The organism is Bradyrhizobium sp. USDA 4503, from assembly GCF_054055815.1.
Genome location: NZ_JBSRXS010000001.1, coordinates 6,708,541 through 6,734,784, shown reverse-complemented (window position 1 = coordinate 6,734,784; position 26,244 = coordinate 6,708,541). Strand labels below are relative to the sequence as shown.

Annotated in this window: 26 protein-coding genes; 13 read left to right on the top strand and 13 right to left on the bottom strand. The window is 65.3% G+C overall.

Features of this window, described 5'->3' with window-relative positions; genetic code table 11:
- Positions 1 to 69: 69 nt before the first annotated feature.
- From ACVMIH_RS32060 to ACVMIH_RS32045, 4 genes are all read right to left on the bottom strand, one after another.
- Positions 70 to 876, bottom strand: a complete 807-nt coding sequence (locus ACVMIH_RS32060; RefSeq protein WP_018269644.1) for an SDR family NAD(P)-dependent oxidoreductase — start codon at positions 874 to 876, stop codon at positions 70 to 72.
- 100 nt (positions 877 to 976) lie between these two features.
- Positions 977 to 1,390 carry a DUF1850 domain-containing protein gene (locus tag ACVMIH_RS32055; protein ID WP_438077374.1) on the bottom strand — a complete coding sequence of 138 codons (414 nt, stop codon included), beginning with the start codon at positions 1,388 to 1,390 and terminating at the stop codon, positions 977 to 979.
- On the bottom strand, positions 1,351 to 3,459 hold the full coding sequence (locus ACVMIH_RS32050) for a TRAP transporter permease (RefSeq protein ID WP_456853478.1): 2,109 nt from the start codon (positions 3,457 to 3,459) through the stop codon (positions 1,351 to 1,353). Before ACVMIH_RS32050 ends, ACVMIH_RS32055 begins: the two co-directional genes overlap by 40 nt.
- 187 nt (positions 3,460 to 3,646) lie before the next feature.
- Positions 3,647 to 4,594 carry a TAXI family TRAP transporter solute-binding subunit gene (locus ACVMIH_RS32045; RefSeq protein WP_018269641.1) on the bottom strand — a complete coding sequence of 316 codons (948 nt, stop codon included), beginning with the start codon at positions 4,592 to 4,594 and terminating at the stop codon, positions 3,647 to 3,649.
- Between the two features lie 311 nt (positions 4,595 to 4,905).
- On the opposite strand from ACVMIH_RS32045, the gene ACVMIH_RS32040 reads away from it, so the two are divergent.
- Both ACVMIH_RS32040 and ACVMIH_RS32035 read left to right on the top strand, forming a co-directional pair.
- Positions 4,906 to 5,082 carry a hypothetical protein gene (locus ACVMIH_RS32040; protein ID WP_156436140.1) on the top strand — a complete coding sequence of 59 codons (177 nt, stop codon included), beginning with the start codon at positions 4,906 to 4,908 and terminating at the stop codon, positions 5,080 to 5,082.
- A gap of 361 nt (positions 5,083 to 5,443) precedes the next feature.
- The gene (locus ACVMIH_RS32035; RefSeq protein WP_456853480.1) at positions 5,444 to 6,658 is read left to right on the top strand and encodes an EAL domain-containing response regulator; all 1,215 of its coding nucleotides are present in this window, start codon (positions 5,444 to 5,446) and stop codon (positions 6,656 to 6,658) included.
- 20 nt (positions 6,659 to 6,678) lie between these two features.
- Here the strand turns inward: ACVMIH_RS32035 and ACVMIH_RS32030 are convergent, their stop codons facing one another.
- On the bottom strand, positions 6,679 to 7,575 hold the full coding sequence (locus tag ACVMIH_RS32030) for an HpcH/HpaI aldolase/citrate lyase family protein (protein ID WP_456853482.1): 897 nt from the start codon (positions 7,573 to 7,575) through the stop codon (positions 6,679 to 6,681).
- Positions 7,576 to 7,594: 19 nt separating this feature from the next.
- Positions 7,595 to 8,074, bottom strand: coding sequence for a hypothetical protein (locus ACVMIH_RS32025; RefSeq protein ID WP_456853484.1), 480 nt, complete (start codon positions 8,072 to 8,074; stop codon positions 7,595 to 7,597).
- Between the two features lie 204 nt (positions 8,075 to 8,278).
- Here ACVMIH_RS32025 and ACVMIH_RS32020 point away from each other — a divergent pair, with 204 nt between their 5' ends.
- Positions 8,279 to 8,578, top strand: coding sequence for a hypothetical protein (locus tag ACVMIH_RS32020; protein ID WP_016845604.1), 300 nt, complete (start codon positions 8,279 to 8,281; stop codon positions 8,576 to 8,578).
- A 117-nt stretch (positions 8,579 to 8,695) separates the two neighbouring features.
- Here the strand turns inward: ACVMIH_RS32020 and ACVMIH_RS32015 are convergent, their stop codons facing one another.
- Entirely contained in the window at positions 8,696 to 9,892 is a 1,197-nt protein-coding gene (locus ACVMIH_RS32015) for a hypothetical protein (protein ID WP_057016412.1), read from the bottom strand.
- 149 nt (positions 9,893 to 10,041) lie between these two features.
- Between ACVMIH_RS32015 and ACVMIH_RS32010 the strand changes: the two genes are divergently transcribed.
- On the top strand, positions 10,042 to 10,257 hold the full coding sequence (locus tag ACVMIH_RS32010; protein ID WP_253588169.1) for a hypothetical protein: 216 nt from the start codon (positions 10,042 to 10,044) through the stop codon (positions 10,255 to 10,257).
- Positions 10,258 to 10,268: 11 nt separating this feature from the next.
- Here ACVMIH_RS32010 and ACVMIH_RS32005 read toward each other — a convergent pair whose 3' ends face one another.
- On the bottom strand, positions 10,269 to 10,898 hold the full coding sequence (locus ACVMIH_RS32005; protein ID WP_456853489.1) for an NUDIX hydrolase: 630 nt from the start codon (positions 10,896 to 10,898) through the stop codon (positions 10,269 to 10,271).
- 92 nt (positions 10,899 to 10,990) lie between these two features.
- Between ACVMIH_RS32005 and ACVMIH_RS32000 the strand changes: the two genes are divergently transcribed.
- The 3 genes from ACVMIH_RS32000 to ACVMIH_RS31990 all read left to right on the top strand — a co-directional run bounded on the left by ACVMIH_RS32000 (position 10,991) and on the right by ACVMIH_RS31990 (position 12,995).
- A complete protein-coding gene (locus ACVMIH_RS32000; protein ID WP_057016414.1) occupies positions 10,991 to 11,416 on the top strand; it encodes a PaaI family thioesterase in 426 nt (141 codons plus the stop codon).
- 106 nt (positions 11,417 to 11,522) lie between these two features.
- On the top strand, positions 11,523 to 12,542 hold the full coding sequence (locus ACVMIH_RS31995) for an aldo/keto reductase (RefSeq protein ID WP_456853491.1): 1,020 nt from the start codon (positions 11,523 to 11,525) through the stop codon (positions 12,540 to 12,542).
- Between the two features lie 252 nt (positions 12,543 to 12,794).
- Positions 12,795 to 12,995, top strand: a complete 201-nt coding sequence (locus ACVMIH_RS31990; protein WP_057016417.1) for a hypothetical protein — start codon at positions 12,795 to 12,797, stop codon at positions 12,993 to 12,995.
- A gap of 100 nt (positions 12,996 to 13,095) precedes the next feature.
- On the opposite strand, the gene katG is transcribed toward ACVMIH_RS31990, so the two are convergent.
- Positions 13,096 to 15,261, bottom strand: a complete 2,166-nt coding sequence (gene katG, locus ACVMIH_RS31985) for a catalase/peroxidase HPI (protein WP_057016418.1) — start codon at positions 15,259 to 15,261, stop codon at positions 13,096 to 13,098.
- Between the two features lie 118 nt (positions 15,262 to 15,379).
- Between katG and ACVMIH_RS31980 the strand changes: the two genes are divergently transcribed.
- Positions 15,380 to 16,363, top strand: a complete 984-nt coding sequence (locus tag ACVMIH_RS31980) for a LysR substrate-binding domain-containing protein (protein WP_456864554.1) — start codon at positions 15,380 to 15,382, stop codon at positions 16,361 to 16,363.
- Between the two features lie 231 nt (positions 16,364 to 16,594).
- Here ACVMIH_RS31980 and galU read toward each other — a convergent pair whose 3' ends face one another.
- Positions 16,595 to 17,470, bottom strand: coding sequence for a UTP--glucose-1-phosphate uridylyltransferase GalU (galU, locus tag ACVMIH_RS31975; RefSeq protein ID WP_028334743.1), 876 nt, complete (start codon positions 17,468 to 17,470; stop codon positions 16,595 to 16,597).
- A gap of 224 nt (positions 17,471 to 17,694) precedes the next feature.
- On the opposite strand from galU, the gene ACVMIH_RS31970 reads away from it, so the two are divergent.
- On the top strand, positions 17,695 to 19,074 hold the full coding sequence (locus tag ACVMIH_RS31970; protein WP_057016421.1) for a lytic murein transglycosylase: 1,380 nt from the start codon (positions 17,695 to 17,697) through the stop codon (positions 19,072 to 19,074).
- Between the two features lie 322 nt (positions 19,075 to 19,396).
- A complete protein-coding gene (locus ACVMIH_RS31965; RefSeq protein ID WP_456864552.1) occupies positions 19,397 to 21,103 on the top strand; it encodes an SGNH/GDSL hydrolase family protein in 1,707 nt (568 codons plus the stop codon).
- 203 nt (positions 21,104 to 21,306) lie between these two features.
- Here the strand turns inward: ACVMIH_RS31965 and ACVMIH_RS31960 are convergent, their stop codons facing one another.
- Together ACVMIH_RS31960 and ACVMIH_RS31955 are read right to left on the bottom strand one after the other, a co-directional pair.
- Entirely contained in the window at positions 21,307 to 21,684 is a 378-nt protein-coding gene (locus ACVMIH_RS31960; RefSeq protein WP_057016161.1) for a CsbD family protein, read from the bottom strand.
- A gap of 59 nt (positions 21,685 to 21,743) precedes the next feature.
- Positions 21,744 to 22,478, bottom strand: coding sequence for an SDR family NAD(P)-dependent oxidoreductase (locus ACVMIH_RS31955; protein WP_057016184.1), 735 nt, complete (start codon positions 22,476 to 22,478; stop codon positions 21,744 to 21,746).
- A 180-nt stretch (positions 22,479 to 22,658) separates the two neighbouring features.
- Between ACVMIH_RS31955 and ACVMIH_RS31950 the strand changes: the two genes are divergently transcribed.
- Both ACVMIH_RS31950 and ACVMIH_RS31945 read left to right on the top strand, forming a co-directional pair.
- The gene (locus ACVMIH_RS31950) at positions 22,659 to 23,438 is read left to right on the top strand and encodes an SDR family NAD(P)-dependent oxidoreductase (RefSeq protein WP_456853494.1); all 780 of its coding nucleotides are present in this window, start codon (positions 22,659 to 22,661) and stop codon (positions 23,436 to 23,438) included.
- Between the two features lie 101 nt (positions 23,439 to 23,539).
- On the top strand, positions 23,540 to 24,427 hold the full coding sequence (locus ACVMIH_RS31945) for a TauD/TfdA dioxygenase family protein (protein ID WP_057016160.1): 888 nt from the start codon (positions 23,540 to 23,542) through the stop codon (positions 24,425 to 24,427).
- 81 nt (positions 24,428 to 24,508) lie between these two features.
- Here ACVMIH_RS31945 and ACVMIH_RS31940 read toward each other — a convergent pair whose 3' ends face one another.
- Positions 24,509 to 25,168: a YqgE/AlgH family protein gene (locus ACVMIH_RS31940; RefSeq protein WP_057016159.1), complete on the bottom strand. Its 660-nt coding sequence runs from the start codon at positions 25,166 to 25,168 to the stop codon at positions 24,509 to 24,511.
- Positions 25,169 to 25,304: 136 nt separating this feature from the next.
- Between ACVMIH_RS31940 and ACVMIH_RS31935 the strand changes: the two genes are divergently transcribed.
- A complete protein-coding gene (locus ACVMIH_RS31935) occupies positions 25,305 to 26,144 on the top strand; it encodes a protein-disulfide reductase DsbD domain-containing protein (RefSeq protein WP_057016158.1) in 840 nt (279 codons plus the stop codon).
- Positions 26,145 to 26,244: the final 100 nt, after the last annotated feature.

Genomic DNA, 26,244 nt, shown 5'->3' with positions numbered 1-26,244 from the left:
CGATGCATTCCGACCTCTCCCCGCGCGCGGGGCGAGGTGAAGCGAAGTTCGCTGCTCAGGCGCCCGACTTCAAGCACCCGACTTGGAGGTGATGCCGCCGTCGACCACGAGCTCGATGCCGGTGACATACTTCGATTCGTCCGACGCCAGGAACAGCGCGGCATTGGCGACGTCCCAAGCGTCGCCCATGTGCCCCATCGGCACCTGTGCGTCGCGGGCCCGCCACATCGCCTCGACATCACCCTTGGCGTAGCTCTGCGCCAGCCCGGCCGAATGCGCGACCATCGGCGTCTTCATCAGTCCGGGCAGGATCGCGTTGACGCGCACATGCTTCGAGGCGAACTCGACGGCTGTCGACCGCGTCATCTGGTTCATCGCGGCCTTGCTCGCGTTGTAGCTGACATAGGAAATGCCGACATGGCGGATCGAGGCGATCGAGGAGATGTTGATGATCGAGCCGCCGCCCTGCTTGATCATGACGGGAATGACGTGCTTCATCGACAGATAGGCGCTCTTGAGGTTGACCGCGAAGACACGGTCCCACTCCGCTTCCCCAACTTCCACCACGCTGCCGACCTCGGCGATGCCGACATTGTTGTCGAGCACGTCGATGCGGCCATAGGCCTTGAGGCAGGCCGCGACCATCGCCTCCACCTCGCCGGCACGCGAGACATCGGCGGTGAATGCGACAGCCTTGCCGCCCTCGCCGGTGATGATGCCGACGGTCTCCTCCGCCGCGGCGCCGTTGCGATCGACGCAGAAGACGCTGGCGCCCTCGCGCGCAAAGGTGACGGCGGTCGCCTTGCCATTGCCCCAGCCGGGCCCGATCGAGCCCGCACCGACCACCATCGCAACCTTGCCCTTGAGCCGATCCATCGGTCTTTCTCCCTTGTTGTTCTTGCAGCCGGACCGTAGCCCGGATGAGCGAAGCGATATCCGGGGGCGCTATCCCCGCATATCGCTGCGCTCATGCGGGCTACGGATTCTTGCACACCCTGATCGTCGTGACATTAGCACCGATCGGATGCCCGATAATCTCCGATAAGGTCTGGCAGCGCCCCTCCTGGCACAGGTGCCATTCACCCGCGGCGCCGGAATTGCCGAGCACGACCTCCGCCCTTGGCATCGGCGGGGGCGACCATTGAAACCAGCCATCGACAAGGCGCGCCTCCGGCGGCGGCTCCATGCCGGCGCCGGTGCCCTTGACGCGCGCCTGTTGCAGCGTCAGCCCGGCCGGCGTGACCAGCCAGTCCTCCTGCCACGCGCTCTTCTCGATCGAATGCGTCCAGGCGAGCGTGAACGCCGCAATCGACAGCGCCTTCACGACTCCCGCGGAAGCGAGGCAGAGGCTCAAGCCGCCGCCTCCGCATTGCGCGGACGCTGCCGCCATTGCCATAGCACGACAGCAGCAGCGAGCGTGAAGCCCGCTGTATCCGAGAACGGGAAATCGCCGAGCAGGCAGAGCGCGGCGCCGAACGCGACCAGGATCTCGATGAAAGTCAGCCGCGTGAACAGGAAGCCGATCGCGACGATGCCGAACAATCCGATCGCCACCAGCGCCTTGAAGGTCGCCAGCGCCACCGCTCCGTAGAAGCCGAGTTGCGCCTGCATCGGATCCCCGGTCTGCAGCATCAGCGCCGGCGAATAGACGAAGATGAACGGAATGACGTAGCCGGCAAGCGCGATCCGCATCGCCTCCCAGCCGATCTTGTCCGGGTTCTCCTTGGCGATCGGCGCCGCCGCCAGGGCCGCGAGCGCAACCGGCGGCGAGAGGTCGGCCATGATGCCGTAGTAGAACGCAAACATGTGGCTTGCGATCAGCGGCACGCCGAGCTTGGCGAGCGCAGGCGCGGCCAGCGCCGCGGTGATGATGTAGGTCGGGATCGTCGGGATGCCGGTGCCGAGCAGGATCGACAGCAGCATGGTCATGATCAGCGCCAGGAACAGGCTCTTGGCGCCGAGCCCGATGATCCAGCTGCCGAAGATGGTGCCGACGCCGGTCTGCGTCATCATGCCGATGATGGTGCCGACGATGGCGCAGGCCATGCCGACCGTCAGCGCCGATTTGGCGCTGTCGGCGAGCGAGTCGCGGCAGGCTTTCAGGGTGGCGCGGCCGCCGCGGGTGATCGCCGCGATCACGATGAGACCGGCGACGACGCTGGCGACCGGAACGATCTCGATGCCGTGGCGCGACACCGCGGCAACCACCAGCGCAAGGCCGATCCAGAAGATGTAGCGCACGACGGTGTTGGAGAAGCCGAGCGTGATGCTGGCGCCGAGGATCAGCGCGACCGTGAGCGCAAGTCCCATGCTACCGGCGTAGAGCGGCGTGAAGCCCTCGAACAGCATGTAGACCAGCGCCGCGAGCGGCAGCACGAGATACCAGCGTGCCACCAGCGCCTTCCAGGCGCTCGGGATCTCCGAGCGCTTCATGCCGACGAGGCCGTGCTTGCCAGCCTCCAGATGCACCATCCAGAACGCCGAGGCGAAATAGAGGATCGCCGGGATCACCGCGGCCTTGACGATCTCCGAATAGGGCACGCCGAGCGTCTCGGCCATGATGAAGGCGACCGCTCCCATGACGGGCGGCATGATCTGGCCGCCCATCGAAGCGGTGGCCTCGACGCCGGCGGCGAAGGCGCGGCGATAGCCGAACTTGATCATCAAGGGGATCGTGAACTGGCCGACGGTAACGACGTTGGCGACGCCCGAACCCGAGATCGTGCCCATCATGCCCGAAGCGAACACCGCGACCTTGGCGGGGCCGCCGCGGGTGCGGCCGAACAGGCCGAGCGAGACGTCGGTGAACAGCTGGATCATGCCGGCGCGTTCCAGGAACGAGCCGAACAGGATGAACAGGAAGATGTAGGTTGCCGAGACGTAGATCGGCACGCCGTAGAAGCCCTCGGTGCCGAACGAGAGATGGGTGACGATCTGGTCGAAGTCATAGCCGCGGTGATTGAACGGCGACGGCAGATATTGGCCGAAGAACCAGTAGAGCAGACAGGCGCCGCACATCAGCGGCAGCGCCGCCCCCATCAGCCGCCGCGTGCCCTCGAAGATCAGGACCGCGAGCAGCGTGCCGACCGCAAGGTCCATGTTGGTCGGATCGCCGTCGCGGGCGATCAGGTCGGCATAGAAGATCCACTGGTAGAGCCCGCAGAGGAACCCGGCGGCGCCGACGATCCAACTCACCGCGCGGCCGAAATCGGTCTTGGCGGTGAAATTGCCGATCAGGCCGAAGGTCAGGAGGATCAGGAAGCCGACATGGACGCCGCGCACCACCTGGCTCGGCAGGTAGTTGAAGGCCGCGACATAGAGCTGGAACACCGCAAAGGCGAGACCGATGGCATAGGCCAGATGCCCCCAGGCACCCGGGCCGAAGCCTTCCGGAAAGCCATGCTCGAAATTGTCGAATTCAACCTTGATGGGCTGCTCGCCCTCAAGCTGCTGCTGCATATGATCAGCCCCCCGCCGTGCCAACGGCGCTTATATCCACTGAGTCCGCCCACCGAAAGCCGGGACAGGAAAAACGCGCCACGTCATTGCGAGCGAAGCGAAGCAATCCATCGCGCCACAAGGAGAGAGATGGATTGCTTCGTCGCTTCGCTCCTCGCAATGACGGCAAGGAGCAGACGTTCCGGCCCTACTTGATCAGGCCCTTCTCCTTGTAATACCGGATCGCGCCGGGATGCAGCGGAACCGGGCTGCCGGTCGCGGCGGCCTCGAGCTTGATCTCCTTACCCGCGGCGTGGGCATTGGCGAGTTCCGGCAGCGATTCGTAGACCAGCTTGGTCATCTGATAGGCGAGATCGTCCGACACCGCGCTCGAGGTCACGAGGTAGTTCACGACCGCGGCGGTCGGCACGTCCTTGTCCTGGCCGGTATAGGTATTAGCCGGGATGATCACGGAGACAAACGGCGGGCCGATCTTGTCGACGGTCTCCTTCGGCACGGCGACCACGGTGATCTCGCTCGAGGTCGAGAGGTCCTTCAGCGAGGCGACGCCGAGGCCGGCGGACTGCAGCGTGGCGTTGAGCTGGCGGTTCTTCATCAGATCCACCGATTCGGCGAACGGCAGGTACTCGACCTTGCCGAGATCCTTGTAGCTCATGCCGGCGGCCGCGAGGATCGCGCGCGAGTTGAGCTCGGTGCCCGACTTCGGCGCGCCGACCGACAGGCTCTTGCCCTTGAGATCGGCGAGCGTCTTGATGCCGCTCTCGGCGGTCGCGACGATCTGGATGTAGTTCGGATAGATCGCGCCGATGGTGCGCAGCTTGTCGAGCTTGTTCTTGAAGCCGGCCTCGGCGTCGCCTTCCCAGGCGGCTTTGAGCGAATCGCCGAGCGTGAAGGCGATCTCGCCGCGGCCCTGCTGCAGCAGCACCAGGTTCTCGACCGAGGCCTTGGTCGCCTGCACCTGGGTCTTCACGCCGGGGATCTTGTCGCCGTAGATCTTCCCCATCGCGACGCCGAGCGGATAGTAGACGCCGGAAGTGCCGCCGGTGAGCACGTTAATGAACTGCTCGGCCTGTGCGACAGGCGCGGACAAAACGCTGGCTGCCACGATCGCGGCAGCCATCAACTTGGAATTCATGAGTATTATTCTCCCCTTAAGCCGGCCGGAAATTGGCCGGACACCCCCGCCGGGTCAACCCATCCAAATGACGCATGCGCGGCGGAAATCCCCGATAGCAACACCACTTTACCTGCCGCGGGAACTCGCCGCGCGACCGGGCGACCGCTTCGAGCTGGTCGCCGCGACCCAGCCGCTGGCGGCCGCTAGCGGCCCGGTGTTCGCGCCGGCGATCGCCGCGGGACACTTGGCATTGTCGGACCCAGGGCGTTCGCGGCGCGGACCGGCCGCAACGAAGCAGCGAAGATCGGCTTGCGGCCCCGGATGTCGGCTTGAGCACCGCTATCGCCGGATTCATTGTCGTCCATGCCGGTTGCAGCGCTGCATTCCTGTTGCTTGCAGCCGTCGCTTGTGCCGCGCTGATCGGCTACTGCGCGTTGATGCGGGAGACGTTGCGAACAGCAGCGACGACGTCACGCACATCTGCATTGGCATCACAAAACGGGTGATCTGATTCGCCGTCGGCGCTCCGCGCAGCACTCTGCATGATGCGATCTCATGTCCGACAATGACGCAGTTCCGCGTCGGCGTCGACGCGACAACACAGTCATTAACGCCGTCTCTCGATGACACACGCGCACGATGTTTCTGCCGATGTGCAAAGTCGGACGCGATCGCGCTCATGAATGTCAGATGACGCATTTGTTGCAGGTGTAACAGCGGTGAGACGCCGCGATTCCAGCGCCATTTGAATCGAATTGAATCCTTTAAGGTTAGCGGGGCAATCAATGTATGATCCAGAAATTTCCATGATTGCCGCCGCTCTAGGATGTACGAGTCAAGCCGGGGTAACTACGGACAAGGCGGGGCATGAATCACATCAGTCACATCGAACGCACGCGAGCCGGCTGGTTCGGACATCGCAAGCTGACCCCACGCGCATGCATTGCGGACAGCAAAAAACACCTTCGGACCTTCCTCGCCGAGGCGCTGGAAGACCTCGGCTTCATCACCAGTGAATGCAGCCAGGCTTTGGAACTCGACACCGTTCTGGACGCGGAACGGCCCGATCTCCTGGTGCTCGGCGTGTCCGTGGACGGCATCGAAGTCAGTAAAATTCTCGAGACTTTGGTGAGAAAGGACTATGGCGGCAAGGTCCTCGTCATCGGGCAGCCGGACTCGATCATAGTCAAGGCGGTCCGGCAAATTGGCGACGAGTACGGCATCGCCATGCTGCCGGCGCTGTCGACGCCGTTCAGCGCCGGGACCCTTCGCGACAGTCTTGCGTCGTTGATGCCGCTTGAACCCGCGCCGAGCCCGGCGGTGGACGTGCCCGAAGCGCTGAAGGCCGGCTGGCTCGAGCTGTGGTATCAGCAGAAAATTCATCTCCGGACGCTGGTGCCGAGCGGCGCCGAGGCGCTGATCCGGATGCGCCATCCGGCCTGGGGCGTCGTGCCGCCAGCCTACTTCATCCCGGACGAAAGCGATCCGCATTTTCATGCGCTGTCCGAGTTCGTGATCGAGCGCGCAATCGAGGACTGGCGCTATCTCCTCGAGCAGACCGGGCCGGTCAATCTCTCGGTCAACCTGCCGATCTCCTTCCTTGCCGACGATCGTGCCGTGCGCGAGCTCTGTTACCGGATGCCGGATCATGCGGCCTTCGCGGGCCTCTTGATCGAGATCGACAGCACCGACGTGGTCGATCATCTGGATCTGGCGATCGATGTCGCCCGGCGCGTTCGACTGCACAATATCGGCATCTCGATCGACAATGTCGGCGCGAACTGGCCGTCTTTGCTGGGACTGCCGAACTTTCCGTTCGTCCAGCTCAAGGTCGACCATCAATTCGTCACCGGCTGCGCGGATCAGCGCCTGAAGCAGACGGTGTGCCGGCGTGTCGTGGAGCTGGCCCACGACAACGACGCGCAGGTCGTGGCCCAGGGAGTCGAGACGCGTGCGGACTTTCTCGCCGCGCACGAAATGGATTTCGATCAGGTCCAGGGCTACCTGTTCGGCAAGCCGATGGGCGTCAAGAAGTTCGCCCGCTCACGCATGCATTTCTCTGAGAAAGAGCCAGCCTCCTGAGGCATCGCCTCTGGTCAGGCTCATGTGTCGCGATCGATCGCGCGCAGCGCTTCGCCGCGCGCGATCAGGCGTTTTGCATTGGAATAGGTCGGCACCTCGAGCAGCGAGCCGTCAAGTTCGACGCGCCCAAAGCCCTTTGTCCGCGCCGCTTCGAACGCCGCGACGATCCTGCCCGCCCGGCGCATCTCCTCCTCGCCCGGCGTCAGGACCCCGTTGACGATCGAGGCATGCGCGGGATCGACCAGGCTCTTTGCGGCGTAACCCAGCCGCCGCGCCCAGATCGTGTCGCGTTCGACGCCTTCAGCGTCGCTCCAGGTGTAGGGACAATCGACCGCGACGACATCAGCGGCACGACATTCGACGATGAAGCGCTGCCGCGCGTAAGCGAGCTCCAGGCCATCGCTGCCGCGCTCAGCACCAAGATCGGCGGCGAGATCTTCGGAGGCCATCAGGCAACCGATGACGCGCCGGCTCGCCATGGCGATCGCACCGGTCTGCACCAGACCGCGCGCGAACTCGATATTCGGCAGCAGCGATGTCGATCCCTCGGCGATACTGCAGTCGCGCTCGAACCGCGTCACCGCCTCGTCAAGCCTGACGACATGGTGCGGCTCGGCGACCTTCGGCAGCGCGACGATATCCGGACGTCCGCGCATCACGGCGGCGAGATCGTCCATGCCGTCCTGGTCCAGCGGATTGACGCGGACCGCGACCATCACGCCCTGGTCGCGCCAGGCGGCGTAGAGCTCGGCCGCCAAGGCCCGCGCCTTCGGGCGCAGCGGCGGCGGGGTAAAATCCTCGAGCTCGTGGATCAGCACGTCGGCGCCGCTGGCGGCCGCGTGCTGCAGCACGTCCTCGTTGGCGCCTTCGAGAAACAGCCAGGAGCGGCACAGCGGGGCCGGGCGCAGCTTGCGCATCACGCGGCCCGCGCCGACGTCACTGGAACGTCATGTCGAGGCATTTCGAGATGTCGGAGCCGAGGCCGGACGAGATGGTGATGCAGCCGCGAATCTTCTGGGTGTTGACGTCGTTCGCCCAGATCGCATAGCCGCCGGAACCGAAGAACGAGTTGGTGTTCGGCGGCTCGGTCTCGGTGGCGTCGAAGGTGTAATTGCCGTCGGTCTCGAAGATGCGCGGCTTCTTGGTGCAGCCGCCGTCGGCCTGCACGTTGATGACCTCCTTGTTGTCCCGCGTCAGCGCCAGCGAGACCTGGCAGCGGAAGTATTCCGAGGTCTTGGCGTTGAACAGATAGGCGTAGGACTTGCAGGTCGCGGTGTTGAGCTTGCCGGCGGACAGGCCGCGGCTGCAGGAGATCCGCTGGTTGTTGGAGAGCCTGAACTCGTCCGCCTGCGCGACTGACGCCAGCGTCATGAACGACAGAGCGACACCGATTCCGATCTTCATGACGTGGTTCATCCTGATCATCCCAAGGTCGTGTTTCCGGCAATCAAAGCGTTTGTAAACGGTAACGCGAAAATAGTCGCCAAGCTTGATGCGGGAATTCACAAAGTCGCCGATCCCGCGAGCGGTCGCGCCGATTGTCGTATTGACGCGCGAACATCGTTCGTGATTTGTTCAAAAACGTGGGGACGACGCCGTTTTCTCGGCCGGAGGTGGATCATGACGCATTTTTTGACCAAGACTTTTATCGCGACTGCGGCGTTTGCCGCGCTGACGACTTGCGCATTCGCGCAGGAGGCTGCGCCCTGGGAGCTGAAGCCCGACATGGGCTACGCCTATGACAAGGACGGCAAGACCTGGTCCTACAAGATGGGCACCAACAACGCCGGCACGCTGCTGAAGGGCGCCAAGAAGGTGCCGAAGGGGACGCTGTTCTTCATCGGCCAGAACGGCCAGCTCTACATGCGCTCCGGGCCCTATCTCGAGGGCGACGGCAAGTTCAAGTTCGGCTCGAATTAGAGCGTTTTCGAGCGAAGTGGACGCCGGTTCGCGTAAAGAAAACGCGTCAAGAAGAGTCCAGGGCTTCGGTTCTGATTCAATCAGAACCGAAAATGCCCTAGCGGTTTTCGGCAGGCGTCAGAACGTCGCGGCCAATTCCTTCGCGCCCGGCTTGTTGCTGTTGAAATCCATCCGCTCATTGGTGACGGCAAGCAGCCTGGCCACCGTGTTGTGGCGGATGGCGACCGGGTTGCGCTCGTAGCCGGAGCGCTGGAAGAAGTTCGCGGTCGGCACCTGCTCGCGCATCGCCTGCGGCATGGTCACCATGTCGAGCCCGGTGCCGTCGCCGGTCAGGTTCATCATCTCGAGCTCGGCCGCGGTCAGCGGCCGGCTGTAGCCCTTGTTGCGGGCGAAGATCACCGAGGTCAGCAGCTTGTGGGTCTGCAGCATCGGGCCGACATCGATGTCGAGCACCATGGCATGGCACGCCCAGCCCTGCGGCGTATCGGCGAGGCGCGCATGCGCCGACCAGTCGTCGGGCACGGTGCGGGTGAACGCGACCATCTTCTTCAGCACCGCGAGCTTGTGCTCCATCGCCTTGCGCGCGGGCCCCTGCGTCCTCGCAACCCGCTCGGTCAGATCCCGCACGAATTCATGGCCCTGCTCGGCCAATAGCTCGACGGTGTTGGTGGTGAGCAGCTGGTTGTAGCCCATCGCGGTGGAGATGGCGCGCTTGCCGCCGTGCTCGATGCCCGCCTGTACGTCGTAAGTGCCGGTGCCGCCGGTCTCGAACGAATAGACCCGCACCGCCTGCTCCGGCGTCAGCCCCGCGGCGCGCGCGTAGCGGGCATAGGCGCGCTTGAACTCGACCTCGCTGGCCGGCCGCTGCGGCGTGAACTGGAATTGCTCGGCCGCCGCCCTGACCAGATCGGAGGCCACCGGAAGCGTCTTGGGCGGACGCGGCGGCTTGCCTTCCTCCTCTTCCGGAGCCGGATTGACCGGCCGCTTCGGACCCTCATAGACCGGCGGCTGCTGCAGGACGTAATCGTCCAGCGAGATCTGCACGCGGTCGCGCCGCTTGGCATTGCGGCCGCGCCTCTTCTCGGCGATCGCGTTCCAATAGGCGCTCGCGTCCTGCTCGAAGGCGGCGCGCGCCTCCTGATATTCCTGCAGCTTGCGGCGATACTCCATGATCGCCTGCGGCGATGCCTGCGCCATCGCATTGGCGACGGAAGGCGGCAGCGCGTCGGCCTCGCCGGCAAAAACGGACGGCGCGCCGGCGGCGAGCGCGAGCGCGACAAATCCAGGGCACAGGCGAATCAATTGCGGGCGCATGGCCTCGTTGTAGCAAGCACGGCCGCGAAGTCAGCCCGGAATTGTCCGGATCGCAGCGGCCGGATGCCGCGATCGATGCAGAATATTCGCCACAATGCGGTGTTCTCCGAACGAAAGCCTTGGAGAAAGCCCTGGAGATTGCGATGAGAATGGCACTCTGGCTCGTCGCCGCCTGCGCGTTGACGCTCGCCGCATCGGCGCGCGCCGAGCGTCCGGATTGCGGAACGTTTCCGGATACGCGTTCACGCTTCACCTGTTACGAGAATGTGTCGCGGGCGCCTCAGGAACCCGAGGCCGCGGCGCATTCGTCTGGTGCGCAGGGGAAATCAATAAAGATGAACGCCCGCAAGCGGCGTCACAAATAGCATCATCGTCGCTACTTCCACGCGAACACAGGCTGCTCCAGTTCGGCGACGCGGGTGTTGCGGCCGGCCAGCACCTCGCGAAATTGATAGATCAGCGCGGCGGTCGGCGCATGGATCTGCTGGCCACCGAGGCGGAAGCGGATCACGCGGCGCGAGCTTTCAGGGATCGTGGCGAAGCTGAACGCGTCCTCCAGCTCGATCGCATCGAGGCCGATGCGATGGACGGAGGCGACCTCGTCCGAGTTCGGCGTGATCGCCGCATGCGCACCGGCCCAGACCACGACCGGCGTGATCAGATAGCCGGATCGCGTCGGATAATCGTCGAGCATGCCGAGCACGTCGCTCGGGCCAAGCGCGAGCCCGAGCTCCTCATGCAATTCGCGCAGCGCGGCCTCGGCCTGCGTCTCGCCGGCATCGCAGCGCCCGCCCGGCAGCGCCCATTGCGCGCTATGGGCGCGCAGGCGCGCGCTGCGGCGGGTCAACAGGAACGCCGTACCGCTGCCGTCGTCGCCTTCGGTCAGCGCGATCGCGACCGCCGCGCGCTTCAACGTCGGCGCGGCGTCCGCCGGCGCCAGGCGTGCGAATGCGGCACAGAGCTCTGCGATATTCCGCCGGGTGGCATCGTCAAATGTGCGGGCCATCGACCTTGACTACAACACAACAGCGTTTGATGAAATGACTGCGACCACATGCCTCCTGCGATCAATCATCAGCAAGCAACGGACCCCACCTCATGACGGCCAAGGCCGCGGACAAACTCAAATCCGACGGCTGGAAGATCGCCGAAACCACGGGATTCCTGACCCTGATCGGCCCGTTGTGGGAACGGTTGAAGGACGGCGCGCTTGAACTCGCGCTGATCACCGAAGACAAGCACCACAATCGCCGCGGCCTCGTGCAGGGCGGCGTGATCATGACCTTCGCCGACCGCGCCTGCGGCATGGCCGCACGCTACGTCTCGGGCAAGCCGACGCTTGCAACCGTGCAGCTCGACACCCATTTCGTCGAGGCCGGCAAGATCGGCGAGATCCTGACGACGCGGCCGCGCGTGGTACGCTCGACCCGCAGCCTGATCTTCATCACGGCCGAGGTAACCGTCGACAAGCGCTGTATCGCGATGGCCAACGGCGTGTTCAAGATTTTGAAGAACGAGAGTTGATCCTTTGTCATTCCGGGATGGTCCGAAGGACCAGACCCGGAATCTCGAGATTCCGGGCTCGATGCTTGCGCATCGCCCCGGAATGACCGCAGGAAAGGAAAGTCCGATGCAATATCGCCAGCTCGGCCGCAGCGGCCTGAAGGTCTCGCCGATTTGCCTCGGCACCATGATGTTCGGCGGACCGACCGACGAGGCGACCTCGGCGCGGATCGTGGCGAAGGCGCGCGAGGCCGGCATCAACTTCATCGACAGCGCCGACGCCTATAATGGCGGCAAGTCCGAGGAGGTCGTCGGACGCGCGATCTCGAACAGCCGGTCGAACTGGGTGCTCGCGACAAAACTCGCCAATCCAATCGGCGACGATCCTAACCACGGCGGGCTGTCGCGTCGCTGGCTGTTCCAGGCCGCCGACGAGAGCCTGAAGCGGCTCGGCACCGACTACATCGACGTCTACTATCTGCACAAGGAAGACCACGCGACGCCGCTCGACGAGACGGTGCGCGCGATGGGCGACCTGATCCGCGCCGGCAAGGTGCGCTATTTCGGCGTCTCCAACTACCGCGCCTGGCGCATCGCCGAGATCTGCAACATCTGCGACCGGCTCGGCATCGACCGTCCGGTCGCGAGCCAGCCCTATTACAATGCGATGAACCGGATGCCGGAGGTCGAGCATTTCCCGGCCTGCGCCTATTACGGGCTCGGCATCGTGCCCTATAGCCCGCTGGCGCGCGGCGTGCTTACCGGCAAATACGCGCCCGACGCGGCGCCACCCGCGGACACGCGTGCGGGGCGCAACGACAAGCGCATGATGCAGACCGAGTGGCGGCCGGAATCGCTCGAGCTCGCGCAGGAAATCAAGCGCCACGCCGAGAGCAAAGGCATCACCGCCGGGCAGTTCGCGGTGTCCTGGGTACTGAACTCGTCGTTCGTCAGCGCCGTGATCGCGGGGCCGCGCACCGAAGCGCAATGGGACGACTACATCCGCGCGCTCGACTATCGCTTCACCGCCGAGGACGAAGCTCTGATCGACCGCCTCGTCGTCACCGGCCATCCCTCGACGCCGGGCTTCAACGACCCCGCCTATCCGATCGAGGGGCGCCGCGCGCGGAGCGGATCGTCGCTGTAGCGGCAGCGTCACAATTTTAGTTTTGCGCTCCGCCCGCCGTCATTGCGAGCGGAGCGAAGCAATCCATCGTGCCGCAAGCGGAGAAATGGATTGCGTCGTCGCTGACGCTCCTCGCAATGACGGTGTGTTGCACTCGCTCGGTACGGATAACCCGCTCGGCAACGCCGAAGTTACGTTTCGTAGCTTCCGAATTGCGCGAAGCCCGAGTCGGCTGCAGCATCAGGGCATGGAAATGCTGATGCTGGTGCTGCAATGACGGCATCCAATGTACTGGACTGGATCGTGGCCCTCCTCGTCTGCTGGGCGAGCCTGACCGCAATCTTTGAACCTTCGCGCGGTGCCTCGCAGTGCGACGTATCCACCGCGACGAGCAGCGCGCCGCAGGCCTCGCTGGCGACCCCGACGCAGGCGGAGTTCGAGGAGATGATCCGCGACATGAAGCTGCATGATTGAACGGGATCGGCAAACCGCGAAAATCCTTCCGCATCGTCCCCCAAATGAAACAGGGCGGCGCCGAAGCGCCGCCCTGCCCTGATTGCCGTTTGCTCGCCGCTTACTTCACGAGGTCGAAGCGGTCGGCGTTCATCACCTTGGTCCAGGCCGCGACGAAGTCCTTCACGAACTGCTCCTTGGAGTCGGACTGGCCGTAGACCTCGGCGAACGCCCGCAGCTGCGAGTGCGAGCCGAAGATCAGATCGACGCGGGTGCCGGTCCACTTCACCGCCTTGGTCTTGCGGTCGCGGCCCTCATAGACGCCCTGGCCGGCATCGCTCCACACCGTGCCCATGTCGAGCAAGTTGAGGAAGAAGTCGTTGGTGAGCGTCCCCGGCTTGCCGGTGAAGACGCCGTGCTTCGACTTCTTGGCATTGGCGCCGAGCACGCGCAGGCCGCCGACGAGGACCGTCAGTTCCGGTCCGGTCAGCCGCAGGAGTTGCGCACGGTCGACCAACGCCTCCTCGGGCTGCAGGAACTGATGCTTGCCGCCGATATAGTTGCGGAAGCCGTCAGCCCGCGGCTCGAGCGGAGCGAAGGACTCGACGTCGGTCTGGTCCTGCGTCGCATCGGTGCGGCCCGGCGTGAAGGGCACCTTCACATTGGTGCCGCCGTCCTTGGCCGCCTTCTCGATCGCAGCGGCGCCGCCGAGCACGATCAAATCGGCCAGCGAGACCTTCTTGCCGAACTCCTTCTGGATGGCTTCGAGCTTGCTCAGAACACCCTTGAGCTGCGCCGGCTCGTTGACATCCCAGTCCTTCTGCGGCGCAAGGCGGATGCGTGCACCATTGGCACCGCCGCGCTTGTCGGAGCCGCGGAACGTCGAGGCCGAGGCCCAGGCGGTCGACACCAGTTCGGACACCGACAGACCCGAGGCGAGGATCTTCGCCTTGAGCACCTCGATATCCTTGTCGTCGATCACGGCGTGATCGAGCGCCGGCACCGGGTCCTGCCAGATCAGCGTTTCCTTCGGCACCAGCGGGCCGAGGTAGCGCTGGATCGGACCCATGTCGCGGTGCGTGAGCTTGAACCAGGCGCGGGCGAAGGCGTCCGCGAACTGATCCGGATGCTCATAGAACCGGCGCGAGATCTTCTCATAGGCCGGATCGAAGCGCAGCGACAGGTCGGTGGTCAGCATGGTCGGGACATGCTTCTTCGACGGATCGAACGCGTCCGGAATGACGGCGTCCGCGCCCTTTGCCTTCCACTGCTTCGCACCCGCCGGGCTCTTCGTCAGCTCCCATTCGTACTTGAACAGGTTCTCGAAGAAGTGGTTGCTCCACTTGGTCGGGGTCTGGGTCCAGGTGACCTCGGGACCGCCGGTGATCGCGTCAGCGCCGACGCCGGTGCCGAACTTGCTCTTCCAGCCGAGACCCTGATCCTCGATCGCGCCACCTTCCGGCTCCGGACCGATCAACGATGGATCGCCCGCACCGTGGGTCTTGCCGAAGGTGTGGCCACCAGCAATCAGCGCGACGGTCTCCTCGTCGTTCATCGCCATGCGGAAGAACGTCTCGCGGATGTCCTTCGCGGCGGCGACCGGGTCCGGATTGCCATTCGGACCTTCCGGGTTGACGTAGATCAGGCCCATCTGCACCGCGCCGAGCGGCTCGGAGAGCTGGCGCTCGCCGCTATAGCGCTCGTCACCGAGCCAGGTGCCTTCCGGACCCCAGTACAGCTCTTCCGGCTCCCACACGTCGGCGCGCCCACCCGCAAAACCAAACGTCTTGAAGCCCATCGATTCCAGCGCGACGTTGCCGGCGAGAACCATCAGGTCGGCCCACGAGATCTTGCGGCCGTACTTCTGCTTGATCGGCCACAGCAGCCGGCGCGCCTTGTCGAGGTTGGCGTTGTCAGGCCAGCTGTTGAGCGGGGCGAAACGCTGCTGACCGGCACCGGCGCCGCCGCGGCCGTCGGTGATGCGATAGGTGCCCGCCGAGTGCCAGGCCATGCGGATCATCAGGCCGCCGTAATGGCCGAAGTCGGCCGGCCACCATTCTTGCGACGTCGTCATCAGGGCCGTGAGGTCCTTGATCACGGCGTTGAGATCGAGGCTCTTGAATTCCTTGGCGTAGTCGAAGCCCTTGCCCATCGGATCGGACAGGCTGGAGTTGCGATGCAGCACCTGAACGTCGAGCGTCTCCGGCCACCAGTCACGATTCGAGTGCCCGCGAGGCCCGCCTGTGAATGGGCATTTGCCCGCGCCTTCGTCGGTTTTTGCGTCCATGTTTCTTCTCCGAGGTGATGGATTCTGGAATGCGCTGGAGCTCTTCCAAGAATGATTCTACGCAACCCAATCCATCAGAGGAAATTGACTTTAGTGATCGCGTCGATAAGATTATCTGATGATAAATGTCACACTCCGGCAACTCAGGTATTTTGATGCTCTGGCCCACCACCGCCATTTCGGGCGCGCCGCGGATGCCTGCGCGGTGTCGCAGCCGGCGCTGTCGATGCAGATCCGCGAAATGGAACAGGCGGTCGGCGGCGTGCTGATCGAACGCAATGCGCGGCAGGTGACGCTGACGACCTTCGGCGAGGACCTGCTGCGCCGCGTGCGCGACATCCTGCGCTCGGTCGACGAGCTCGGCGACTTCGCGCGCGCCTCGCGCGACAAGCTCGCCGGGCGGCTGCGGGTCGGCATGATCCCGACGATTGCACCATATCTGCTGCCGAAGGTGATCGAGAACCTGGCGCGGCTGCATCCCGAGCTCGACATCCATGTCCGCGAGACGCTGACGCCGAAGCTGATCAAGGAGGTCGCCGAGGGCCGGCTCGACACCGCGATCGTGGCGTTGCCGGTATCGGAACCGTCGCTGACCGAGGTCGCGCTGTTCTCGGAAAACTTCCTGCTGGTGCGGCCGGGCGAGGACGCCAAGACGCCGGTGCCGAGCGCCGAGATGCTGCGCGAGATGCGGCTCTTGCTGCTCGAGGAGGGCCACTGCTTCCGCGACCAGGCATTGTCGTTCTGCAACATGCAGTCCTCGCCGCCGCGCGAGGTGCTGGACGCGAGTTCGCTGTCGACGCTGGTGCAGATGGTCGGCGCCGGTATCGGCGTCACCTTGATCCCCGAGATGGCGGTGACGGTGGAGACGCGCTCGGCGCCGGTCACGGTCTCGCGCTTCAAGCATCCGCAGCCGTCGCGCACCATCGGCATGGTCTGGCGCAAGACCTCTCCGCTCGCCGCGCAGCTCCAGCAGATCTCCGAGGTCGTCAGCCTCGCCGCCCGCGCCCTGCGTGCGCCGAAACAGGACGGGCCAAGGAGCCGGCGAAGCGCGCGGGGCGAAGGAAGATGGCGTGATTACCGAGACGCTGCGGCGAAGATGTAGTTCTCGTTTGACGCACACGTCTCGCCACCCCCACAACCGTCGTCCTGGCGAAGCCAGGACCCATAACCACCGCGTTTGATTGTGAACGGGATCGTGGCTCCAGCTTCGCTCAACAACTGATGGTCGGGGTAATGGGTCCTGGCTTTCGCCAGGACGACATCGAATATGTTGCGCGGTCCGGGAATCATACGTCCGCATTCTCGCGGCGAATGACGAGATGAGGCGGCGCCCCTACTTCTCCAGATACTTCTTCATCTCGGCGATCAGGCCGTCGCGCAGTTCGGGGCGCTTGAGGCCGAAGGCGATGTTGGCGCGGAGGAAGCCGGGCTTGGAGCCGCAATCGTGGCGCTCACCCTCGAACTCCACGCCGTAGAACTTCTGCGTCTTCGCAAGACCGATCATCGCATCGGTGAGCTGGATCTCGCCGCCGGCGCCGCGCTCCTGCGTGGCCAGGATGTTGAAGATCTCGGGCTGCAGGATGTAGCGGCCGGTGATCGACAGGTTGGACGGCGCGGTGCCCTGCGGCGGCTTCTCGACCATGCGGTCGACCTCGAAGATGTTGCCGGTGCGTTTGCCGACGCTGCAGATGCCGTATTGATGGGTGAGTTCGTCGGGCACCGCCTCGACCGCGATCAGGTTCGACTTGTCGCCAAGCCTGCTAGCGGCGTCGATCATCTGCTTGAGGCAGCCCGGCGTGTTCAGCACCAGCTCGTCCGGCAGCACCACCGCGAACGGCTCGTTGCCGATGATATCGCGCGCGCACCACACCGCGTGGCCGAGCCCGAGCGGAGCCTGCTGCCGGGTGAAGCTCATCGCGCCGGCTTCCGGCTGGTTCTGCGCCAGGATATCCTGCTCGGTCTTCTTGCCGCGCTGCGCCAGCGTGGTGTCGAGCTCGAACATGCGGTCGAAGTGATCCTCGATGACACCCTTGTTGCGGCCGGTGACGAACACGAAATGCTCGATGCCGGCTTCCCGGGCCTCGTCGACCACGTACTGGATCAGGGGCTTGTCGACGATCGTCAGCATCTCCTTCGGCATCGCCTTGGTGGCGGGCAGCACGCGGGTACCGAGACCGGCGACGGGGAATACGGCTTTGCGGATCTTCATGGGATTATCGGAAGCCTTGAAATGGGTGGGACGGCGGCACGAAATGAATCATGCCTTTGGTACCCCGTTTTGCAGCCGCCAACAAAGGCGGATGTGTGGTGCGGCTTAATTCCGCCGTTCCCGTCAGCCAAATGCGGGCCGCAACAAAATCTCGCCCTTGTTAAGTTATTGGAAACCGTGCCGGGGCCTTCTGGAACAGCACGATTTTGACAGGCACACGACAAATGCGCGCGATGGGAACATCAAGGACCAAGCTTTTCGGCGCGAGCCTGATCGCGCTGGCCCTGCTGCTGCCCGGCAGCACGCAAGCCCAGTCGGCGGGCAACGGCCTGACCAACCTGATCGACAGCATCTTTTCCGGACCGAACGCGACGCCGCCACAGGCCGCAACCGGACAGGACGGCGCGGCACCGCCGTGGAGCGGTGAAGACGGCGCCTCCGGCCATCCGCTGATGACCGCAGCGGCGATCCGCCAGGCCGCGTCGGACTTCCCGAACTGCGTCGCAGCGATGTGGCCAGATGCCGCACGGCGCAACATCACCCAAGAGAATTTCGAGCGCTTCACCGCCGGCCTGACGCCCGATCTGCGCATCATGGATCTGATGGATTCGCAGCCGGAGTTCACCAAGGCGATCTGGGATTATCTCGACATCCTGGTCAGCGACACCAGGCTAGCCAAGGGCCGCGAGATCCTTGCGAAATACAAGCCGCAGTTCGATGCCACCGAGAAGGCCTATGGCGTCGACCGCTACATCATTGCGGCGATCTGGGGCATCGAGTCGAACTACTCGACCCAGATGGGCGATCGCAACGTGGTGCAGTCGACCGCGACGCTCGCCTGCATCGGCCGCCGTCAGGCCTATTTCAAGGACGAGTTCCTGTCGGCGCTGGAAATCCTCAACCGCGGCGACCTCAGGCCCGAGCAGATGCGCGGCTCCTGGGCCGGCGCCTTCGGCCCGACCCAGTTCATGCCGACCGCGTTCAAGCGCTATGCCGTCGATGGCGACGGCGACGGCCGCCGCGACGTCGTCGACAATCCGAGCGACCTGATCGCCTCGACCGCCAACAATCTGAAGAAGGACGGCTGGCAGACCGGCGCGAGCTGGGGCTACGAGGTCGTGCTGCCGCAAGGCCTCAATTACATGCTGGCCGACCGCGCCAAGGCCATGCCGCTGTCGCAATGGGAGCATCTCGGCCTCAAGCGGCCGAACGGCCAGCCGTTCCCGCGGCCGTCCGACAAGGCCTATCTGCTGGCGCCGGCCGGCGCCGAGGGGCCGGGCTTCCTGATGCTGCAGAATTTCCGGGTGATCATGAAGTACAACCCGGCCGAGGCCTATGCGCTCGCCATCGGCCATTTCGCCGACCGCCTGCGCGGCGGCCAGCCCTTCGCGCAGCCCTGGCCGCGCCAGGAGCGGGTGCTGTCGCGCGCCGAGCGGCTGGAACTACAGCAGCTGCTGGCCCAGCGCGGCTTCTACAAGGGTACGCCCGACGGCCAGTTCGGCGGCCAGACCCGCGAGGCGCTGCGCGGCTTCCAGGTGTCGATCGGGGCACCGGCCGACGGTTTTGCCACCGCCGAGGTGCTGGAGCGGCTCAGGGGGCGGTAGGGCTGAAACCGGAGGCTGCCCCGTAGCCCGGATGCAGCGCAGCGAAATCCGGGGTTCTCGCCGTGCGACTGGTCTGGTCCCGGATTGCGCTTCGCTCCATCCGGGCTACGGCTCTTGCCCCTCCCGCAAGCGGGAGAGGAGGCACGGTTCCGTCGCCGCGACGGCTGGGCCCTCCACCCCGAAAGTAACCGTGAAATCCGATATTTGCCGCCTGCCTTGACGGCGGCCGGCGGCACCCGATTTATGGTGGAAAAGCTGCCCGCTTGCGGCCCGATTCCGCTAGTATGCTCACGTACTTCCAGATCATTTGCGACCGAACGCGATGCGAGAGCCAAAGTCCTTTTTGCGCATATTCACCGAAGCCGGTCCGCTGGTCGCGCTGACGGTGGCGCTCGCGCTGTTGATCGGCATCGCCCAGCCCGCCTCAGCGCAATTCTTCGGCTTCCCCGGCTTTGGTGGCGGACCGCCGCAACCACAGCGCCGCGCTCCGCCGCAGCACGGCGGCGGCGGCTGGTTCGGCGGCGATTTCTTCGCGCCGTTCCAGCAGCAGCAACCGCAATCATCGCAGCCGCAGCGGCCGCGCGAGGATTTCTCGCGCGCTCCGGCACCGGCCAAGCGCGAGGCGGCCGCCGAGCGCAACGTGCTCGTCATCGGCGACGCCATGGCCGACTGGCTCGGCTATGGCCTGGAAGATGCCTATTCCGACCAGCCCGACATGGGCGTGATCCGCAAGCACAAGACGGTCTCCGGCCTGATCCGCTATCAGCCCAAGGGCGATCCGGCGGATTGGGCCGCGGCCGCGAAGGGCATTCTCGCCACCGAGAACCCCGACGCCATCGTCGTGATGCTCGGCCTCAACGACCGCACCGCGATCCGAGAATCTGTCGTGGAGAAGAAGGTCGACAAGAAGGACGAGAAAAAGGACGCGCGCGGCAAGCCCGAAGCCAAGCCGGGCGACAAGCCCGATGCCGCCGCCAAAACTGATGGCAAGCCGGTCGAGGCCGAGCCGCCGGCCGACGACGCCGACAATGACTCGCAGGCCGCGCCGGAAAAGACTGCGCGTTCGCCGAACGGCCTCTATGAATTCCGCGACGACCGCTGGGTCGAGCTCTACGGCAAGAAGATCGAGGAGTTGATCAACGTGCTGAAGAGCAAGGGCGTGCCGGTGCTGTGGGTCGGCCTGCCCGCGATCCGCGGCCAGAAGGGCACGTCGGACATGCTGTTCCTCGACGCGCTCTATCGCGACGGCGCCGGCAAGGCCGGCATCACCTATGTTGACGTCTGGGACGGCTTTGTCGACGAGGCCGGCCGCTTCATGCAGAAGGGCCCGGACTTCGAAGGCCAGCCCCGCAAGCTGCGTACCGATGACGGCGTGTTCTTCACCAAGGCCGGCGCGCGCAAGCTCGCGCATTATGTCGAGCGCGAGGTGACGCGCCTGCTCGCGGTGCGCTCCGGGCCGATCGCGCTGCCGAGCGAACCCGCGACGCCGGATACCAGCGCGGAGCCCGGCAAGCCCGCGCCGCGGCCGCTGGCGGGCCCGGTGCTGCCGCTGGTCGCCTCCACCGTCGGCACCGATCAATTGCTCGGCGGACCGGGCTCGCGGCCCGCCGCCGTCGATGCGCTCGCCGCGCGCACGCTGGTGAAGGGGGAGGCGCTGGCGCCGCCCGCCGGCCGCGCCGATGATTTCGTCTGGCCGCGCCGCGAGATGGGCCGCGAGCAAGCCAAGGGCGATGTGCCGGTTGCCGCGACCACGCCCGCCGCGCCGGCGGGCGGACCGGCCAATCCGCCGCCCTCGACCACGGCGATCGCGCCCGACGGCTCGATCATCACCGCACCGAAGCCGCCAAGGCGCGTGTTCCGTCCGGCCCAGACCCAGGCCCAGCCGCAACAGCAGCCGCAGACACAGCCTTGGCTGCGCGATCTGTTCGGGTTCGGCGCGCCGCAGCAGCGCCCGTTGGTCGCTCCGCCGCCGCGCCCGCCGCGCGGTGTCGGACAGCGGGTCGCAGTGCCGGGGAGTCCGTGGCAGTAGGCCGCGCGTCTTCCGATAGAATTGACGCTACATCCACGTCATTGCGAGCCAACGGGTCGCGCGAACGCGCGCCCGATGACAGGCTCCGCAAAGCAATCCATCGATCCGCACGCGCGGACGGCTGGATTGCTTCGTCGCTTCAGCGCAAAATTGCTTTGCAATTTTGTCGCGAGCTCCTCGCAATGACGGTGGGCGAGATGGTATCAACCGTAGTAGCGCCAGCGCGACGGCGGCGGGCGACGCGGCTGGCGCGTCATCAGGAGCGCGAGCGCAAAGCCGATGCCGCCGGCGATCAGCAGCGATCCCAGCGGGTTCTCCTGCACCGCATGCGCCACCGCCTTTTGTCCGCTGCGAACGGTCTCGCCGCGATGCTCATAGGCGTCCTTGGCGTAGTTGACCGCGGTGTCGGCGGCGTCGCGCGCGGCGTCCTTGGCCTGGCCGTAGAGATCCTGCACGGAGCCCGCGGCTTCGCGCGCGCGGCCCGAGGCCTGGGTCTGCGCATCTCCGGTCGCGTCGCCCACCGCGCCTTCGGCCTTGCCCGCGAACTCCTTCGCCGTTCCGAAAATCCGATCCTTGTCCATCGTCACGCTCCCTGATCTGTCCGGAAGCTAACCGGGAAACGGCGCGCAGGTTCCTGCGGTTACAGGATCAGCCCGCCGTCGACGACGATGGTCTGGCCGACGATGTAGGAGGCAAGCGGCGAGGCCAGGAACAGCGCGGCGCCGGCCATGTCGGCGGGCGTGCCGAGACGCTTCAGCGGAATGCGATCGAGCGCGCCTTCGAGACGCTTCGGATTGGCCGTCGTCGCCTTGGTCATCTTGGTGTCGACGAGGCCGGGCGCGATGCCGTTGACCCGGATGCCGTTCTCCGCCCAGGCCTCGCCGAGCGTGCGCGTCAGCCCGACGGCACCGGTCTTCGAGGCGTTGTAGGCCGGATTGCCCATGGTCGAATGATAGGCCGCGGTCGAGCTCACGATGATCAGCGAGCCCTTAGCTGCGCTCAGCATCGCCTGGAATTTGGTCGCGCAGGCCATCAGGCTCATCAGGTTGACCTCGAGCACCTTGCGAAAACCCTCCATCTCGAATTCCCCGCGGCGGTAAATCACCGCGCCCTGCGCCAGCACCAGCACGTCGAGCCGGTCGAACGACGGCCTGAAGGCCTCGATCGCCTGCGGGTTGCTGACATCGAGCTGCGCGTAGGCGAGGCCCTCGAGATGCGAGCCTTCCTCGGCGGAATAGTCGCTCGCCTGCGCGCGGGTGCCGCAGATCGCGACGCGCGCGCCCTTGGCGCGGAACGCCTGCGCGATGCCGTTGCCGATGCCGCTGGAGCCGCCGACCACCAATACTTGCTTGCCGCCGAAATCGAGCTCGTTCATCGCGCGTTCCTCTCTCGTGCTGTTGTCTTGATTGAGCATGATCCTTCTCGGAAAGCCAACCGGGAAACTTGCGTTAACGCGCTGCGCGCATGCCGATATGGGATCAGTGGTTTGACGTATCTTGCGATCGGTGCCAGCGTTGCCGTCTCTCACAACGCAGAAAATCAACGGGGGTCCGTCATGTCCGAATACAAGCAGCTCAGCCGTTCGGTGAAGGGCCTCACCGTTCTCGTCACCGGCGCCGCCAGCGGCATGGGCCGCGCCACCGCGCGGGTGTTTGCCGATGAAGGCGCCAATGTCGCGGTCACCGACCTGACCGAAGAAGGCACGCAGGCGGTGACGAAGGAGATTTCGGCAAGCGGCGGCTCGGCGAAGGCCTGGACGCTCGACGTCGGCGATCGCGACGCCATCACCAAAGTCGTCAACGACGTCGCCGCGCATTTCGGCGGGCTCGACATCATCGTCAACAATGCCGGCATCTCGGTGCGGGTGCCGATCGACGATCCCGCGTACGAGGACGCTTGGGCCAAGGGCATCGCGGTGATGCTGACGGCGCATCCGCGCATCATCCGCGCGGCACTGCCATACCTGCGCAAGTCGCGCTCGCCGCGCATCGTCAACATCGCCTCGACCGAGGCGCTCGGCGCGACCACGCTGCACAGCCCCTACTCCGCGGCCAAGGGCGGCGTCACCAGCCTGACCCGCTCGCTCGCGGTGGAACTGGGACGCGAGGGCATCACCGTGAACTGCATCTGCCCGGGCCCGATCCGCACCGCCATCACCGACCGCATCTCCGAGGAGCACAAGACGCTCTACGCCAAGCGCCGCACCGCGCTCGCCCGTTACGGCGATCCGGAAGAGGTCGCGCACATGACGCTGAGCCTGTGCCTGCCCGCCGCATCGTTCCTGACCGGCGCCGTGATTCCGGTCGACGGCGGGTTGATGGCGCGGAATGCCTGACCCGCGCACGGCCCGCGAGCGTTGACAGCGCGCGCGCGTCGAGTAGCCTTCCCGTCAAATGAAGCGGGAAAACCGCCCGCGATAGACGGGGAGATACGCCAATGACGGTCCTGATCCGGCAGCTTCACAAGCATTTCGTCGGCGAGGTTTCCGGCGTCGATCTGCGCAAGCCGCTGACGAAGCAGGAAGCGATCGACATTGAGGCCGGCATGGACAAATACGCCGTGCTTGTATTCCACGGCCAGGACATCTCCGACGAGCAGCAGATGGCATTCGCGCTGAATTTCGGCGAGCGCGAAGATGCGCGCGGCGGCACGGTGACGAAGAAGCAGGACTACCGCCTCGCCTCCGGGCTGAACGACGTCAGCAATCTCGGCAAGGACGGCAAGCCGCTGCCGAAGGACCACCGCACCCATCTGTTCAACCTCGGCAACTGCCTGTGGCATTCCGACAGCTCGTTCCGGCCGATCCCGGCGAAATTCTCGCTGCTGTCGGCGCGCGTGGTGAACCCGAAGGGCGGCAACACCGAATTCGCCGACATGCGCGCCGCCTATGACGCGCTCGACGCCGAGACCAAGGCCGAGATCGAGGACATGATCTGCGAGCACTCGCTGATGTATTCGCGCGGCTCGCTCGGCTTCCTCGACTACACCGACGAGGAGAAGCAGATGTTCAAGCCGGTGCTGCAGCGCCTGGTGCGCACGCATCCGGTGCACGGCCGCAAGTCGCTGTATCTGTCCTCTCACGCCGGCGCCATCAGGGGCATGAGCATGCCGGAGGCGCGGCTGCTGCTGCGCGATCTGACCGAGCACGCGACGCAGCCCGAATTCGTCTATGTGCACAAATGGACGGTGCATGACCTCGTGATGTGGGACAACCGCCAGACCGTGCACCGCGTCCGCCGCTACGACCAGTCGCAGCCCCGCGACATGCGCCGCGCCACGGTGGCCGGCACCCAGCCGACGGTCGCGCAGGAAGCGGCGGAGTAGGCAGAACTACTGGTGTCGTCCCGGCGAAAGCCGGGACGACACTGAGAATGCGTTGGGATCGTCGACGACCTCAGCGACAGCCTACGCGTGGCCCGCGTCGTTCGACAGCATGCCGGCCTCGATGCCGATCTTGCGCAAGGCGCGCGCGTATTTCTCGTCGACGTCGGTACCGAAGATCAGCTCCGGATCGGCGTCGCAATGCAGCCAGCCATTGTGCTGGATCTCGTTCTCGAGTTGCCCCGGCGCCCAGCCGGCATAGCCGAGCGCGAGGATCGCATGCTTCGGCCCGGCGCCCTTGGCGATCGCTTTCAGGATATCGACGGTCGCGGTGAGCGAGATGCCGTCGTCGATGTTCAGCGTCGCATCCTGAATGTAGAAGTCGCTGGAATGCAGCACGAAGCCGCGGCCGGTATCGACCGGGCCGCCCTTCATCACCTTCATCATCTCGGCATTCTCGGGCAGCTGGATCTGGTCCGACTTCTCGATGATGTCGAGCTGCACCAGTAGCCCGGGGAAATCGATGCTGCCGGCGGGACGGTTGACGATGATGCCCATCGCGCCCTCGGAGGAATGCGCGCACATGTAGATCACGGAGCGTTCGAAGCGGGGGTCGTTCATGACAGGCATCGCGATCAGCATCTGGCCGTCGAGATAGCCACCTTCGGCGGCATGGACACCGACGGCCGGGCTTCTGCCGGCGGCGGTTTTGCGAGTCTTGCCTGTTTTGCCTTCAGGGCGCATCCGCAAAGGCCTTTCCTGCTGATTTGGCATCCTGATATCGGGTGGCGGTTCTGTCAATCAACCATCGACCGCCGTGCGGCGATGCATCACAAGCAATTCAATGGTTTGCACCGAAAGTTGCGGGTAAAGACGTCTCATGATCGTCATAGTTCCCTTGCGTGCCGCATTTGGCGTTGCCGCCCTGTTTTCCTTCGCATGTATGGCAACGGAGGTCCGCGCCGACGACGCCTCGCCGTGGCAACAGGACACGCATTCGGCGGTGCGGCTGCTCGCCGGATCGCGCAGCGGCGCGGTGCTGCTTGGCGGCATTGCGTTCCAATTGCAGGACGGCTGGAAGACCTATTGGCGGACGCCCGGCGATTCCGGCGTGCCGCCGCGGTTCGATTTCTCCAGGTCGGATAACGTCGAGGCGGTCACCGTGATGTGGCCGGCGCCGCGGCAATTCGACGACGGCGCCGGCGGCACCTCGCTCGGCTACAAGCACCAGGTGGTGCTGCCGCTGCGCATCGTGGCGAAGAATCCCGACAAGCCGCTGGTGCTGCGCGCCGACATCAACTACGCGGTGTGCGAGAAGCTGTGCGTACCGGTGGAGGCGAAGGCCGAGCTGGCGTTCGCGAGCGTCGCCTCGACCGAGGACGCCGCGCTTTCGGAAGCGCTCAACGCGGTGCCGAAGCCCGCCAATATCGGCGACCCGATCCCGTTTTCGATCCGCGACGTCAAGCGCGACGGCAAGAACAACGTGCTGGTCGATGTCAGCGCGCCCGAGAGCCGCGACCTCAGCCTGTTCGTCGAGGGGCCGACGCCCGACTGGGCGCTGCCGGTGCCCAAGCTCGTTGCGCAGGCGCCGCCGGGCGTGAAGCGTTTCTCTTTCGAGCTCGACGGCCTGCCGCCCGGCGCCAAGGCCGACGGCGCCGCGCTGAAGCTGACGCTGGTCGGCGGCGACAAAAGCTACGAATTCAATATCAATTTGAATTGAGCCGTAGGGTCATTCCGGGGTGAAGCAGCGCATCGAACCCGGAATCTCGAGCTCCCGGTTTCAGTGCTTCGCACTGCCCCGGGACGCCCCCGAAGAGGTG

Coding starts and splice junctions, on each gene's coding strand:
- ACVMIH_RS32060 (WP_018269644.1), bottom strand. CDS start 876: ATGGATCGGCTCAAGGGCAAGGTTGCGATGGTGGTCGGTGCGGGCTCG.
- ACVMIH_RS32055 (WP_438077374.1), bottom strand. CDS start 1,390: ATGGCGGCAGCGTCCGCGCAATGCGGAGGCGGCGGCTTGAGCCTCTGC.
- ACVMIH_RS32050 (WP_456853478.1), bottom strand. CDS start 3,459: ATGCAGCAGCAGCTTGAGGGCGAGCAGCCCATCAAGGTTGAATTCGAC.
- ACVMIH_RS32045 (WP_018269641.1), bottom strand. CDS start 4,594: ATGAATTCCAAGTTGATGGCTGCCGCGATCGTGGCAGCCAGCGTTTTG.
- ACVMIH_RS32035 (WP_456853480.1), top strand. CDS start 5,444: ATGAATCACATCAGTCACATCGAACGCACGCGAGCCGGCTGGTTCGGA.
- ACVMIH_RS32030 (WP_456853482.1), bottom strand. CDS start 7,575: ATGCGCAAGCTGCGCCCGGCCCCGCTGTGCCGCTCCTGGCTGTTTCTC.
- ACVMIH_RS32025 (WP_456853484.1), bottom strand. CDS start 8,074: ATGAACCACGTCATGAAGATCGGAATCGGTGTCGCTCTGTCGTTCATG.
- ACVMIH_RS32020 (WP_016845604.1), top strand. CDS start 8,279: ATGACGCATTTTTTGACCAAGACTTTTATCGCGACTGCGGCGTTTGCC.
- ACVMIH_RS32015 (WP_057016412.1), bottom strand. CDS start 9,892: ATGCGCCCGCAATTGATTCGCCTGTGCCCTGGATTTGTCGCGCTCGCG.
- ACVMIH_RS32010 (WP_253588169.1), top strand. CDS start 10,042: ATGGCACTCTGGCTCGTCGCCGCCTGCGCGTTGACGCTCGCCGCATCG.
- ACVMIH_RS32005 (WP_456853489.1), bottom strand. CDS start 10,898: ATGGCCCGCACATTTGACGATGCCACCCGGCGGAATATCGCAGAGCTC.
- ACVMIH_RS32000 (WP_057016414.1), top strand. CDS start 10,991: ATGACGGCCAAGGCCGCGGACAAACTCAAATCCGACGGCTGGAAGATC.
- ACVMIH_RS31995 (WP_456853491.1), top strand. CDS start 11,523: ATGCAATATCGCCAGCTCGGCCGCAGCGGCCTGAAGGTCTCGCCGATT.
- ACVMIH_RS31990 (WP_057016417.1), top strand. CDS start 12,795: ATGACGGCATCCAATGTACTGGACTGGATCGTGGCCCTCCTCGTCTGC.
- katG (WP_057016418.1), bottom strand. CDS start 15,261: ATGGACGCAAAAACCGACGAAGGCGCGGGCAAATGCCCATTCACAGGC.
- ACVMIH_RS31980 (WP_456864554.1), top strand. CDS start 15,380: ATGATAAATGTCACACTCCGGCAACTCAGGTATTTTGATGCTCTGGCC.
- galU (WP_028334743.1), bottom strand. CDS start 17,470: ATGAAGATCCGCAAAGCCGTATTCCCCGTCGCCGGTCTCGGTACCCGC.
- ACVMIH_RS31970 (WP_057016421.1), top strand. CDS start 17,695: ATGCGCGCGATGGGAACATCAAGGACCAAGCTTTTCGGCGCGAGCCTG.
- ACVMIH_RS31965 (WP_456864552.1), top strand. CDS start 19,397: ATGCGAGAGCCAAAGTCCTTTTTGCGCATATTCACCGAAGCCGGTCCG.
- ACVMIH_RS31960 (WP_057016161.1), bottom strand. CDS start 21,684: ATGGACAAGGATCGGATTTTCGGAACGGCGAAGGAGTTCGCGGGCAAG.
- ACVMIH_RS31955 (WP_057016184.1), bottom strand. CDS start 22,478: ATGAACGAGCTCGATTTCGGCGGCAAGCAAGTATTGGTGGTCGGCGGC.
- ACVMIH_RS31950 (WP_456853494.1), top strand. CDS start 22,659: ATGTCCGAATACAAGCAGCTCAGCCGTTCGGTGAAGGGCCTCACCGTT.
- ACVMIH_RS31945 (WP_057016160.1), top strand. CDS start 23,540: ATGACGGTCCTGATCCGGCAGCTTCACAAGCATTTCGTCGGCGAGGTT.
- ACVMIH_RS31940 (WP_057016159.1), bottom strand. CDS start 25,168: ATGCGCCCTGAAGGCAAAACAGGCAAGACTCGCAAAACCGCCGCCGGC.
- ACVMIH_RS31935 (WP_057016158.1), top strand. CDS start 25,305: ATGATCGTCATAGTTCCCTTGCGTGCCGCATTTGGCGTTGCCGCCCTG.